The sequence below is a fragment of the Brevundimonas diminuta genome (assembly GCF_050310045.1).
In the GTDB taxonomy this organism is placed as follows: domain Bacteria; phylum Pseudomonadota; class Alphaproteobacteria; order Caulobacterales; family Caulobacteraceae; genus Brevundimonas; species Brevundimonas diminuta_F.
The window spans coordinates 777,794-791,549 of the sequence record NZ_CP190005.1 but is presented as its reverse complement, the minus strand read 5'-3'; the positions used below and the strand labels follow the sequence as shown (position 1 = coordinate 791,549).

8 protein-coding genes are annotated in these 13,756 nt (G+C 67.1%); 4 read left to right on the top strand and 4 right to left on the bottom strand.

The window, feature by feature from the left end; genetic code table 11:
* Both ACORJG_RS03745 and ACORJG_RS03740 read left to right on the top strand, forming a co-directional pair.
* Nucleotides 1–1,617, top strand: a complete 1,617-nt coding sequence (locus ACORJG_RS03745) for an ABC transporter ATP-binding protein (RefSeq protein WP_427791733.1) — start codon at nucleotides 1–3, stop codon at nucleotides 1,615–1,617.
* Nucleotides 1,614–2,735, top strand: coding sequence for a P1 family peptidase (locus ACORJG_RS03740; RefSeq protein WP_427791731.1), 1,122 nt, complete (start codon nucleotides 1,614–1,616; stop codon nucleotides 2,733–2,735). Before ACORJG_RS03745 ends, ACORJG_RS03740 begins: the two co-directional genes overlap by 4 nt.
* A 158-nt stretch (nucleotides 2,736–2,893) precedes the next feature.
* Here the strand turns inward: ACORJG_RS03740 and ACORJG_RS03735 are convergent, their stop codons facing one another.
* Together ACORJG_RS03735 and ggt are read right to left on the bottom strand one after the other, a co-directional pair.
* Nucleotides 2,894–5,359: a zinc-dependent metalloprotease gene (locus tag ACORJG_RS03735; protein ID WP_427791730.1), complete on the bottom strand. Its 2,466-nt coding sequence runs from the start codon at nucleotides 5,357–5,359 to the stop codon at nucleotides 2,894–2,896.
* A gap of 69 nt (nucleotides 5,360–5,428) precedes the next feature.
* A complete protein-coding gene (gene ggt / locus ACORJG_RS03730; protein ID WP_427791728.1) occupies nucleotides 5,429–7,159 on the bottom strand; it encodes a gamma-glutamyltransferase in 1,731 nt (576 codons plus the stop codon).
* A gap of 378 nt (nucleotides 7,160–7,537) precedes the next feature.
* On the opposite strand from ggt, the gene ACORJG_RS03725 reads away from it, so the two are divergent.
* On the top strand, nucleotides 7,538–10,606 hold the full coding sequence (locus tag ACORJG_RS03725) for a TonB-dependent receptor plug domain-containing protein (protein WP_427791726.1): 3,069 nt from the start codon (nucleotides 7,538–7,540) through the stop codon (nucleotides 10,604–10,606).
* An 83-nt stretch (nucleotides 10,607–10,689) separates the two neighbouring features.
* On the top strand, nucleotides 10,690–12,165 hold the full coding sequence (locus ACORJG_RS03720; RefSeq protein ID WP_427791724.1) for an amidohydrolase: 1,476 nt from the start codon (nucleotides 10,690–10,692) through the stop codon (nucleotides 12,163–12,165).
* A gap of 152 nt (nucleotides 12,166–12,317) precedes the next feature.
* On the opposite strand, the gene ACORJG_RS03715 is transcribed toward ACORJG_RS03720, so the two are convergent.
* Both ACORJG_RS03715 and ACORJG_RS03710 read right to left on the bottom strand, forming a co-directional pair.
* Nucleotides 12,318–12,650 carry a chorismate mutase gene (locus ACORJG_RS03715; RefSeq protein ID WP_427791722.1) on the bottom strand — a complete coding sequence of 111 codons (333 nt, stop codon included), beginning with the start codon at nucleotides 12,648–12,650 and terminating at the stop codon, nucleotides 12,318–12,320.
* A 4-nt stretch (nucleotides 12,651–12,654) separates the two neighbouring features.
* Nucleotides 12,655–13,470: a ferredoxin--NADP reductase gene (locus ACORJG_RS03710; RefSeq protein ID WP_427791720.1), complete on the bottom strand. Its 816-nt coding sequence runs from the start codon at nucleotides 13,468–13,470 to the stop codon at nucleotides 12,655–12,657.
* Between the last annotated feature and the right edge of the window lie 286 nt (nucleotides 13,471–13,756).

Here is a 13,756-nt window from a genome sequence, read left to right as displayed (position 1 = left end):
ATGACCGTCCTCGATATCCGCGACCTTAGCCTGTCGATCGGCCAGACCCCGATCCTGAAAAACGTCAGCCTGTCCGTCGCCCCCGGCGAAATCCTCGGCCTCGTCGGCGAGAGCGGTTCGGGCAAGTCCATGACCTCGCTGGCCGTGCTGGGCCTGACGCCGCCGCGCGCGATCATGACGGGCGAGATCCGCCTGAACGGCCAGGTCGTCTCGAACGCCCCCGACGCCGTGATGCAGCAGGTGCGCGGCCGCGACGTGGGCATCATCTTCCAGGAGCCGATGACGGCCCTGAACCCCGTCATGACAATCGGCGATCAGGTCGCCGAGACGGTGCGCCTGCACAAGAAGACCTCGCGCAGGGAGGCCCTCGCCGTAGCTCGTTCCGTGCTGAATCGGGTCGACCTGCCCGCCGAACGCTTCCCCCTGAGCCGCTATCCGCATGAGCTGTCCGGCGGCCAGAGGCAGCGCGTCGCCATCGCCATCGCCATCGCCCTGACGCCGAAACTGCTGTTCGCGGACGAGGCCACGACGGCGCTGGACGTGACGACGCAGGCTCAGGTTCTGGACCTGCTGAAGCGGCTGGTGCGCGAGGACGGCATGGGCCTGATCCTCATTACCCACGACCTCGCCGTGGTAGCGGAAACCGCCGACCGGCTGGCGGTCATGAAGGACGGCGAACTGGTCGAGGAAGCGCCCGTCGACCGTATCCGCACCGGCATGGCTCACGCCTATTCCCAGCGCCTGCTGGCCAACGCTGTCCACGCCCCGACGCGCCGCAGCCGCCCTCAGGCCGACGCCGCCCCCGTGCTTCAGGTCGAGTATCTCGTGCGCGAGTACGGCGGCGCGCCTGCCCTGTTCGGCAAGTCCAAAGCCTTCCGCGCCGTCGATCAGGTCAGTCTGTCGATCCAGCCGGGCGAGAGCGTCGGACTGGTCGGCGAAAGCGGCTGCGGCAAGTCCACCCTGCTGCGCGCCATCCTCGCGCTGGAAACGCCGCAGGCGGGCCGCGTCCGGGTCAAGGGCCGCGACATCACCGCCGCGCGCGGCGCCGCCCTGAAGTCCATCCGCCGCGACATTCAGGTGGTGTTCCAGGACCCCTACGGCAGCTTCGATCCGCGCTGGAAGGTCAGCGATCTGGTCGCCGAGAACTTCCACCTTCTGGACACCAAGCCCTCCCCGGCCGAGGCCCGTCGTCGCGTCGATGAAATGCTGGAGCGCGTCGGCCTGGCAAGCAACGCCGCCGACCGCTATCCGCACGAGTTCTCGGGCGGCCAGCGTCAGCGCATCGCCATCGCCCGCGCCCTGATCACCGAACCGTCGGTCATCTGTCTGGACGAGGCGGTCTCGGCGCTGGACGTGTCCGTGCGGGCGCAGGTGCTGGACCTGCTGGCCGACCTGTCGGATCGCCTCGGCCTGTCCTATCTGTTCGTCACCCACGACCTCAGCGTCGTGCGCACGGTGACGGATCGCCTGCTGGTCATGCAGGCCGGAAAGATTGTCGAACAGGGCGAGACGGCCGCCGTCTTCGCCGCGCCTTCGCACCCCTATACGCAGAAACTTCTGGCGGCGACGCCGGATCTGGTTCGCAATAAAGCGCTGGAAAAGGAAACCGCCGGATGAACCGCAGAACCGTCCTCGGCTCGGCCCTGATCGGCGCCGCAGCCACCGCAGCAGGAGCCGCCAGCGCCAAACCGGCGGCCCAGTCCGCCGCGCGCGCCTCGGGTCGCACCGGCCGCCTGAACCTGATCACCGACGTCGAGGGCCTCAAGGTGGGTCAGGCGCATGACGCAGGCGTCCGCACCGGCGTCACCGTCATTCTGGCTGAAAAGCCCGCCACGGCCGCCGTGGACGTGCGCGGCGGGGGCCCCGCCGGGCGCGAGACCGACGTGCTGCGCCCCGAAAACCTGGTGCAGGAGGTGGACGCCATCATCCTGTCGGGCGGGTCGGTCTATGGCCTGGGCTCGGCCGACAGCGTCGCCGCCTGGATGGGGATGCGCGGGCGCGGCTACGGCATGGGCGGGGCGCCGGGCGTGCCCCCCTCGCCCATCATCCCGACCGCCTGCCTCTATGACCTGGCCAACGGCGGGAACAAGCAGTGGGAGATGGAACCGCCCTATCGCCGCCTGTCGGTTCAGGCGCTGGAAGCCGCGGGCGACCGCTTCGACCTCGGCACGGCGGGCGCGGGCTATGGCGCCGAAGCGGGCGCCCTGAAGGGCGGGATCGGCTCGGCCTCGGCCGTCATGGCCTCGGGCTGGACGGTCGGCGCTATCGTGGCCGTCAACAGCGTCGGCTCGGTCATCGCGCCGGGCGGCAAGAGCTTCTGGGCCGCCCCCTATGAGATCGGCGACGAGTTCGGCGGCCTCGGCTCATCGGGCCTGCACGCGTCGGCCGAAGACTGGGGCGCATCCAAGTTCCGGCCCCAACCGCGCGAGAACACCACCATCGCCTGCATCGCCACCGACGTGGCCCTGACCCGAGTGGAGCTTCAGCGCGTGGCCATCATGGCCCAAGACGGCATGGCCCGCGCCATCCGCCCCGCCCACGCGCCCTTCGACGGCGACACCCTGTTCAGCCTGTCCACCGGCAAGAAGATCATCGAAGACCCCGCCGCCCGTCAGGTCGCCGTGGCGCAACTGGGCAACGTCGCCGCCGATGTGCTGGCCCGCGCAGTGGCGCGCGGCGTCTATCACGCCACCAACTATGAAGGCGTCACCGGCAAGACCTGGCGGGAGATGTAACTCGCGCATCCTTCTCCCCCGCCGGGGGAGAAGGTGGGCGCCGGAGGCGCTCGGATGAGGGGGACGCTTCAAAGCTCTCAAGGACCGCCCTTGCGGACACAGCCCCTCATCCGTCATGCTTCGCCTGACACCTTCTTCCCCAGTGGGGAGAAGAGCCTTTAGATCGGCGCCCCCGGAGGAACCGCCTGCGCCACCGGCAAGGTCGCGCTCAGCGCCTTCAGCCCCTCGACCGGCCCGGTCAGAGCCTCCGCCAGATAGGCGCACTGCGCCGTCTCCAGCCGGTCGCCGCGACAGCGCTTCAACTGCTCGCCGAACCGCCGCGCGCTGTCGCGCACCGCGCCTTGCGCCGTCGAGGACAGATCCTTGCCCTGAATCAGCGCGGCCAGATGGGCCGCATAGCGCGCGCGCGCCACGCGGCGCAGTTCGGCCTGACGCGGGTTCAGCGCCGCGCCCGGACCAACGGCGACGGCCACCCGATCCAGCGTCTCGACCAGACCCAGTTGCCCCGGATCACGACGCTCCTGCTCGACCAGACGGTTCAGCCGCTCCGGCGCCAACAGGGTCTCGAACACCACCTCGGCCGCCGAGGCCGCCGCCGAAGACGGATCGAACACGGCGTCCGTCCTGCTCTCGAACAGTTCGATCTGCATCTGGCGATCCGGCGTGCCCGACTGCACCGACGACAGCAGGTCGATGACCCGGTCCGGCATGTCCAGCACCTCGGGCGACAGCGCCTGCATCAGGGCCTCCAGCGCGCCGCGCTGGCGGTCGGCAGGGATGGCGTCGGCGCGTTCATGCCCGTCGCCCTTGACCGCATAGGCATAGTCGACGCCGCCGACCAGACGCCCCACCGCCGTCGTCTGATAGCGGTGATACAGATAGATGGGCACGATCACGCGGCGCAGGTCCGCCGCCGCCGCTCCGTCCGGCAGATTGTCCAGCCCGAAACGCGACAGGGCGATGCGGCGCACGGCCAGCGTATTGGCGAACTCGGCCGTCGGATCCTCGCCGTTGTCCCACATGGCGCCATAGGCCTGAAGACTGCCCAGCGGCCGGGTGTCGTTATCCGACACATAGCGATAGCCCTTGGCCTGCGCCTGCGCCGCCAGCGCCATGCGACGCGCTTGCGGGTCCTGCCCCGGGGCATCGCCATACAGCCAGTCGACGACAAAGCGGTCCCAGGCGCCGACGCCTGTCGTATAGGCCTGGCTGAAGTCCAGCCGGTCGCCATCGGCGATGACCCAAGGCGCCGGATAATCCATCACCGAGGCGCGCCCCTCATAGGTCGAGGCGGCGAAGTTGTGCGCGATGCCCAGGGCGTGGCCGATCTCGTGCGCCGACAGGTGGCGCAGGCGGTGATAGGCCAGACGGTCCGGGTCGTCCTCGGCGCCCGTTCCGGCGCGGGCAGCGCCGACCAGCCCCTCGATGATCATCTTGTCCTGACGGTCGCGCAGCGAGCCCAGTTGCACCACGCCGCGCACGATCTCGCCAGTGCGCGGGTCGTTGACGCTGGTGCCGGTCGACCAGCCGCGCGTCTCGCGGTGGACCCATGAGATGATGTTGTAGCGGGCGTCCATCGGATGGGCGCCCTCTGGCAGAAGTTCGACGCGGAAGGCGTTCAGATAGCCCGCCTGTTCAAAGGCCTGCGCCCACCAGTTGCCGCCCTCGATCAGGGCCTCGCGGATGGCGGGCGGGGCGGCACGGTCGACGTAAAAGACGATCGGCTTCTTCACCGGCGAACGGGCGGCCGAAGGATCGGTCTTCTCCAGCCGGAAGCGGCGGGCCAGACGGCTGACCACCGGCGTATCCAGATCGGCGGCGAAATCGACCGACAGCACCTGAGCCGACACGCCTGAACGCGGATCGAACGGCACAGGCTGGAACGCCTCGTCCGGCAGGCGGATGAACGAGTGACGGACCGCCAGCGTGATGGAGCGCGAATCCGGCGAGACGCGCGACAGGTCGCCGCCCGGATCATCGCTGGTGAAGGTCTGGACCGTCTGCAGTTCGATGTTGTCGGGGAAGACCAGCGTCTGGTCCAGGTCAACATAGCCCAGCGCGGGCGCTGGCTTGAAGGCGCCCAGCTTGGCCCGCTTCAGCCGACCGGCGACATTGACCGCGTCGCGCTCGATAAAGCCGGACAGGTCCACCGTGACCGATCCGTCGGCGTGCGTCTCGATCGCCTCGCCCGACCAGACGACGGAGGGCGCGAAGGAGGCGGCGACCGCATTCACCTGATCGGCGTCGGCGTCCACGGCGCGGAAACGGGTGTTCTCGAACCGGGCGAAGACGCGGTTTCCCACCTTGTGGAAGGCGACGATCTGGGTCTGGCCCAGACCCGAGCGGTCCAGCCCGGCGCCGTCCAGCCCCAGGCCCGCCGACAGGCCCGGCTGATACAGGTATCGACCGACGACGCCCTGCGCGTCCGGCGCGGGCAGGCGCGCCAGCACCCGCCCCTTTTCACGATCCAGCCGGACGCCGAACAGGCCGTCCTGCCATCCAGCCGTAGCCGACTGCGGCGCGGCGGCGACGGCGGCCTGCGCCGCGCCCCCGCCGATCATGCCCGTTCCTGCACCAGTCAACACCAGGCCGGCGGCCCCCGCCAACAGCACCTTGCGCAACATCGGCTCCCCCCGATTGATTTATATCCGGACGTTCAGACCACTGAACGCCCGGAACGGCAAGCGCCGAGCTTAACGGACGCCCAGCGCCAGAGCATCCGGCCGACGGGTGTCGGCGGCGCCCATGAAGCGATCGCCCTCGACCAGAATGGACTGGGTGCTGCCCATGGTCATGGACGGACGCACCGTATGCCCGCGCTCGCGCAGAAGACGCTCCACGTCGGGCGAGAAGCCGCCTTCCAGCTCCAGCGCGCTGTCGCCTGCGCCCTGATTCAGGCGCGGACGCATGGCGGCCTCGGCCACGTTCAGCTGGTGGTCGATGACGTTGGAGACCAGTTGCACCATCGTCGCGATGATATAGCCGCCGCCCGGCGTGCCGGTGACCAGCCAGGGCTTGTCATCCTTGAACACGATCATCGGCGTGATGGTCGAGCCCAGACGCTTGCCCGGCGCGGGCGAGTTCGGCTGGCCTTCGGTGCCCCAGTAGAAGTTGTCCAGGTGGTTGTTCAGCAGGATGCCCGTCCCCACCGGCGCCACGTGGGCGCCGTAGGAGTTCGACAGCGTATAGGTGTTCGACACCGCATTGCCGAAGGCGTCGGCCACCGAATAGTGCGTCGTGTCCTTGCTCTCGAACGGATAGGGGTTGCCCTCGGGGATGTCTTCGGCCTTCAGGGTCTTGTCGAGCGAGATCAGCTTGACCCGCTCGGCCGCGAATTCCTTGCTGGCCAGACCATGGGCCGGGGTCGTCCACTGCGGGGCGCCGCCGATCAGGTTGCGGTCCGACGAGGTGATCTTCATCGCTTCCGAGATCAGGTGCAGGCTGTCGACGCTGCCCCACCCCATGGCGCGCAGGTCGAAATGCTCCAGCAGGTTCAGCGCCTCGGCGACGCTGACGCCCGAGGCCGTCGGCGGCATGAAGGAGATGCGGTGGCCGCGATAGCTGCCCCAGATCGGCTCTGACACATCAGCGCGATAGGCCGCCATGTCTTCCATGGTGATGGCGCCGCCGCCGGCCTGAATGCCCGCCACGATCTGACGCGCCAGTTCGCCCTTGTAGAACTCGTCCGCCCCGCCGCGCGCCAGCTTGCGCAGGCTCTCGGCCAATAGCGGCTGACGGAAGACCTCGCCCGCGCGATAGGCCGTGCCGTCCGCCTTCAGATAGGCTTCGCGCGCGCCGGGATCGGTCGCCAGAACGCGGGCGCGGCCGCCCGTCGCATCGGCTTCACCATCCGACAGCACATAGCCTTCCTCGGCCAGCGCGATCGCCGGGGCGACCAGATCGGCCCAAGACATGGAGCCGAAGCGCTGGTGCGCCTCCCACATCCCCATGACGGTGCCCGGAACCGCCACATTCTTGAAGCCCGAGGGCTTGCTGCGGTCGAACTTGCCGTCCGGCCCCAGCAGGAAGTCCGGCGTCGCCGCCGCCGGAGCCGTACCGTAATAGTTGATGGCGATGTCCTGAGCCGGACGCTCCGCCGTCGCCGCCATGTGGACGACCATATAGCCCGAGCCGCCGATGTTGCCCGCGCGCGGCAGGGTCACCGCCTCGGCGAAGGCCACGGCGATGGCCGAATCGACCGCATTGCCGCCCTGTTTCAGAATATCGACGCCGACGCGGGTCGCCGGGTCGCTCTGGCTGACCACCATGCCGCCGCGGCCCATGACCGGGCTGTGAATCTGGCCGTAGTTGACGATGTCGCCGCCGCTTCCGGCGCCCGGATGCACCTGCGCCACGGCCGGCGCGCCCAGCAACAGGGCCATCGCCGCCAAAGCTGTCGCAGACTTCATGTTACGAATACGCATGCTTACGCCCCGCCTCTTTTTCCTGGTCGCCAGCCGGTCTAACCGGCAAAATAACTGAGACTTTCTTCATATTTAAGCCCCAGGCGAAGACTTGCATGAAACAGCGCATTAAGGCGCGTTTATGGCGAACATTCGTTTAAAAAACCCCGATATTCGCAAATTTTTGTCCAGCCAAGGTTGACGGCCCCGACTATGGCAGCTTCAAGTCCGCGCTGAGGCGGACCATCCGAAACAAGCTGGCGTAGCGATTCCTGACCTTCAGGAAGAGCATCGCGACCAGGGGGACGCGCTTCAAACATCATTGGTCAAGCCAGGCGGAAGCGTCGCTCATCCGAGTGAACGACCTGGCGAAAAAACGACATGGGGATGACAGTCAGTATGCGTTCCATTTTTGCCAGGCACGGCGTGAAAGCCGTCATGCTGGCCAGTACGGCGCTGTTCGGCGCCTCGGCCGCCATCGCTCAGGATATTCCCGCCGATGAACCCACACAGGTCGACGAAATCGTCGTCGTCGGGTCGCAGATCAAGGGCGCCAAGGTCACGGCCGCCCTGCCCGTCACCATGGTCGGCGAGGAACTGATCCAGTCCACCGCCGCCACCTCGGGCGACGAACTGCTGCGCTCCATCCCGCAGATGGGCGATGTGGCGTTCAACTCCTCCTATCTGCCGAACAGCTCGAACTCGGCGCGCGGCGACACCGGCTCGGTGAACCTGCGCAACCTGGGCATCGGCAACACCCTAGTGCTGCTGAACGGCCGCCGCGTCGTGGGTCACCCGACCTCGCAGGCGAACGAGCACCTGGTGCCGGTCCTGACCTACAACACCAACGCCATTCCGGTGTCGGGCCTGAAGCGCATGGAAGTCCTGCGTGACGGCGCCGCCGCCATCTACGGCGCCGACGCCGTGGCCGGCGTGGTCAACACCGTCCTGCGCGACGACATGAACAACTGGACTGTCTCGGCCCAATACGGCGCCGCCGAAGGCACCGACATGTGGGAGTCGAACTTCTCGCTGTATGGCGGCAAGGACATCTTCGACGGTCGCGGGAACATCTCGATGTTCTTCAACTACGACCACCGCGCCGAACTCTCGACGCTGGACCAGGACTACACCGCCTCGTCGGACAAGCGCGCCCTGTTCGCCGGCACCGGCTACGAGAACGTCGCCAGCCTGGATGGCCGTTCGTCGCTTTCGCCATGGGGCAGCTTCAAAGTCCTGACGCCGGGCGTTCGCCTGCCGGGCGCCGCCAAGGACCTGACCGATTTCAGCATCCAGCCGCAGAGCTTCCAAAAGAACTGCGCCATCAACATGGGCGATGACCTGTGCCTGCGTTCGGGCACGGCCGTCGACCGCCAACTGTATGCTGACACCGCCGCGCAGGACCTGACGGTCATGCCGGAGGTCGACCGCTTCAACCTGTTCCTGACCGGCCGTTTCCAGATCAACGACAACGTCGAAGCCTTCGGCGAACTGGGCGGCTACCACGCCAAGACCTCAGCGCGTCAGGCGTCGATCGGCAGCCTGTCCTCGATCCTGCTGACGGTTCCGAAGTCAAACTACTACAACCCGTTCGGACCGATCACCTTCGCAGACGGCACGCTGAATCCGAACCGCCTGCCGGGCGTCACCGCCCCGGCTGACGGCGCCGACCTGCAACTGCGCAACTACCGCTTCGACGACATGGGTCCGATCCAGGTCGACGTCACCAACAAGCAGTATCGCGTGCTGGGCGGCCTGCGCGGCGACTGGAACGGCTGGAACTGGGAAACCGCCCTGCTGTACTCCGAAGCCAGCGCCGAGGACCTGAGCGACAACATCGAGACCAGCGCCCTGTTCCGTCAGATGTCGCTGTCGACGCCGGACGCCTACAACCCCTTCGCGGGCAGCAACCTGGCCAACCCCTCGGTGGGCGGCACGGGCGCCAACAAGGCGGCGCTGGACGCGATCCGCACCAAGATGCGCCGCTACACGGAAACCAGCCTGGCCCTGTGGGACTTCAAGGTTTCGCGCGCTGATCTCTTCGCCCTGCCTGCCGGTCACGTGGGCATGGCCGCCGGCGTCGAAGCCCGCCACGAAACCCAGCTGGACGATCGTGACAGCCGCATCGACGGCACGGTCACCTTCACCGACCCGGTGACGGGCGCAGTCTACAGCGACCTGGTCAACTCGTCGCCGAACCCGGACACCGAGGGCAAGCGCGACGTCTACTCGGCCTACCTCGAGTTCGCCCTGCCGCTGGTTTCGCCGGAGATGAACATCCCGTTCGTCCACAATCTGGAAGCCCAGATCGCCGGCCGCTACGAACACTATTCGGACTTCGGCGACATCGCCAAGCCCAAGGTCGCCGTGGCCTGGGACGTGGCCGACGGCCTGCGCTTCCGCGGTTCGTGGGCTCAGGGCTTCCGCGCCCCGAACCTGGAACAGGTCAACGCCAGCCTGGTGACGCGCAACAACAGCAGCACCGACTGGATCTTCTGTGAAGCGCTGCGTCGCAACGGCAATATCACCAATATGAACGAGTGCGTCGGCGCCCAGGGCTCGTTCAACAACGCCCGCATCCGCCGCAACGTCGCCGAACAGCGCGCCGGCAACCCGGACCTGAAGGCGGAAGAGTCCGAAACCCTGTCGTTCGGCGTCGTGGTCCAGCCGGACTTCACGCCTGCGAACCTGGGCGACTTCACCCTGACCATCGACTGGTGGAACGTGAAGCAGGAAGGCATGGTCGGCGTCTTCCGCGGCCAGAACGCCCTGACGCTGGACTACCTGCTGCGCCAGCAGGGCAGCTACAACCCGAACGTGGTCCGTGCTGAGGCTTCTGCCCAGGACAAGGCCCTGTTCGCGGCGGCCGGTCTCGATGCAGCGGGCGAAATCCTCTACGTCATGGACCGCTACGACAACCTGCAGCCGCAGGAAGTCCAGGGCATCGACCTGGGCCTGATGTGGAGCCTGCGCGGCACCAAGTTCGGCGACTTCAACGCCAACTTCAACGTCTCGCACCTGCTGAAGTACTATCTGGATCCGTCGCCGCAGGTGAAGGAACTGATGGACGCCCAGGCCAAGGGCGATATCGACCCGTTCATCTCCTTCTCCGGCTCGGCCGGCGACCTGATCCGCGACGGCGGCCGTCCGGAATGGAAGTGGTCGGCTTCGGCGACCTGGCGCTACGACAACGTCTCGGTGGGAGCCTACACCTCCTATACGGGCAGCGTTTATCAGGACACGCTCAAGAACAACCTGGGCGAAGCCTGGACGGTCGACTCCCTGCTCACCGCCAACCTGTACGGCGAGTATGAGTTCGACGAAGGCCTGCTGCACGGCACGGCCGTCCGCATCGGCGTGCGCAACATCACCGACGAAAAGCCGCCGCTGGCTTCGGACGGCTATCTGGGCACGGTTCACCAGCCCTACGGCCGTTACTGGTACGCCAACATCCGCAAGACCTTCTAAGAACGATCTTGCAAACCTGACGGGGCGGGGGATCGATATCCCCCGCCCTTTTCATTTGAGACAACAGTCAGACGGAACCCTCCATGAAACCTGTGTCCCCGAAATCCCCCTCCCTGCGCGCCCTTGCCGTCGCTGCGGCCCTGACGGCCTTTGCCCCCGTCGCCACCTCAGCCGCCGCCGCCGAACTATCGGCCCAGGCCAGACAGCAGATCACCGCCACAGTCGACAGCAACCAGAACGCGCTCGACCACGCCGCGATGGAAATCTGGAAGTTCGCCGAGCTGGGCTATCAGGAGACCCAAAGCTCGGCCCTGCTGCAGGGCCAGCTGCGCGACGCCGGCTTCACCGTGACGCCGGGCATCGCGGGCGAGCCGACCGCCTTCCTGGCCAGCTTCAAGAACGGCGCAGGCCCTGTCATCGCCGTCCTGGCCGAATACGACGCCCTGCCCGGCCTGTCGCAGACTCTCAGCCCGGTCCAGGAATCAGCGGGCGGCAACGCCGGCCACGGCTGCGGCCACAACCTGTTCGGCGCCGCCTCGGTCCACGCCGCCATCGCGGTCAAGGCCTGGATGGAAGCCAACAACATCAAGGGCGAACTGCGCGTCTACGGCACCCCGGCCGAAGAAGGCGGCTCGGGGAAGGTCTACATGGTCCGCGACGGCCTGTTCGACGACGTCGACGTGTCGTTGCACTGGCACCCGGGCAATGTGAACTCGGCCAGCCAGGGCGAGACCATGGCCAATGTCTCGGGCAAGTTCCGCTTCTACGGCACGGCGTCGCACGCCGCCGCCGCCCCGGACAAGGGCCGCTCGGCGCTCGATGCGGTCGAGTCCATGAACTACATGGTCAACATGATGCGCGAGCACATCCCTGACCGCACCCGCATCCACTACGCCATCACCGACGGCGGCAAGGCGCCCAACGTGGTCCCGGCCTATGCCGAGAGCTACTACTACGTCCGTCACAACGACCCTGAAATCGTCCGCGACGTGCTGGAGCGCGTGAAGCTGGCGGCCGAAGGCGCGGCCATGGGCACCGGAACCCGCGTCGAGTTCGAGGCCATCGGCGGCGTCTACTCCATGCTGCCGAACGAAGCCCTGATGCACGTCATGGACCGCAACCTGCGCCATGTCGGCGCCATCACCTGGACGCCCGAGGAAACCGCCCTGGGCGCCGAGATCCAGAAGACGCTGAAGAACGCCCCGCCTCTGTCGACGGTCGGCGAGATCCAGCCCGCCATCATCGGCGGCGACTTCGGCGGCTCGACCGACGTATCGGACGTGTCGTGGGTGACGCCCACGGTCGGCCTGTCGACGGCGACCTTCGTGCCCGGTTCGGCAGGCCACAGCTGGCAGAACGTGGTGGCCGCCGGCACGTCCATCGGCCTGAAGGGCGCCCATGTGGCGGCCAAGACCCTGGCCCTGACAACCGCCGAGCTGTTCCAGAGCCCGGACACCATCGCCGCCGCCAAGGCCGAGTTCGAGCAACGCCGCGGCCCGAATTTCCAGTACCGCGCCCTGCTGGGCGACCGCGCTCCGGCGCTGAACTACCGCGACTAAGGCCAACACGACGCCGCCTTCCCCCCGTGTGGGAGAAGCCGGATGGATGAGGGGGCGCCGGACGATGTGTCCCGCGCCCCTTTTTCATGGCGCGTCAACACCCCTCATCCGGCCCTGACGGGCCACCTTCTCCCGCAAGGGGAGAAGGAAGATCAGCCGCGCGTCTGGTCCCAGGTTGCGAACTCGTGGGCGATGCAGCGGTCGATCAGCAGGCGCCAGACCGGCTCGGCGATGTCGGGCGACAGGCCGGCGGGCTCGGCGGCCTTCAGCACCTTGGCCACCACGTCGTCGATGCGGGCCTGATCGAAGACGGCGTCGCGGTTCGGCTTGATACGGGCGGCGGCGTCCATGTAGCGCTGACGCTCGGCCAACAGGGTGACGAGCGCCCGGTCCAGCGCATCCACGCCCTGACGCACGTCAGCCATCGAGGCGCAGTTTTCGGGGGCCTTGCGTTCGTCAATGGCGACGGTGCGGGGAGAGGTCATCAGGTCAGCCGACAAAGGCGCGCTCCAGAACATAGTCGCCGGGTTCGGCGTTCGAGCCTTCTTTCAGGCCGTAGGATTCCAGCAGTTCGCCGGTCTCCTTGATCATGGCCATCGAGCCGCACAGCATGACGCGGTCGCTGTTGGGCGAAAAGCCGATGGGCAGTTGCAGGTCGGCGAAGACGTCGCCCGACTTGATGCGGTCGGTGATGCGGCCCGGCGTCTCGAAGCGCTCGCGGGTCACGGTGGGATAATAGGTCAGCTGGGCCTTGGCTTCGTCGCCGATCAGCGGGTCGTCGTGAATCTCGTGGCTGAAGAAGTCGCGGTAGGCCAGGTCCGAGACGTTGCGCACCGTGTGGCAGACGATGACCTGCTTGAAGCGTGAATAGGTCTCGGGATCGCGCGCGACCGACAACCAGGGCGCCAGGCCCGTGCCGGTGCCGATCAGCCACAGACGTTCGCCGCCGGTCAGGGCGTCCAGAACCAGGGTGCCGGTCGGCTTCTTGCCCATCAGCACGCTGTCGCCCGCGACGATCTTCTGCAGGCGCGAGGTCAGGGGGCCGTCCTCGACCTTGATCGAGAAGAACTCCAGTTCCTCGGCCCAGAAGGGGCTGGCGATGGAATAGGCGCGCAGAATGGGCTTGCCGCCGTCTTCGCCCGGCAGGCCGATCATGACGAACTCGCCTGAGCGGAAGCGGAAATCCTCGGGCCGCTTCACGCCGAAACTGAACAGCTGATCGTTCCAGTGGCGGACCCACAGGACTTCGAGTTCGTGGAAAGGACTGGCCTTGACGGGCGGGGCTGAGGGGGAGGCGTCAGACATGGCGACTACCTAGGCCGTCAGGGGCGGTTGCGAAAGGGTGGTGCGGCATCCTTCTGTCGCTTGAGGAAGAAGGCGCTCAAATAGCCGGTCAAGAGGGATAAAGACCCTTCTCCCCTTGTGGGCGAAGGAAGGAAAAAGAGAGTCCAATTCGTCTGAATTGTCTGAAATCCGCTGTGCTTCTTTTTTGGGCGTGATGCAGTCTGACACAGGTTGAAAGGCAGGCTGGCCGATTATGTCGGGACGAATTGCGGATGACGGCGGAAGATTCCGGTTCTAGCTTCACCGC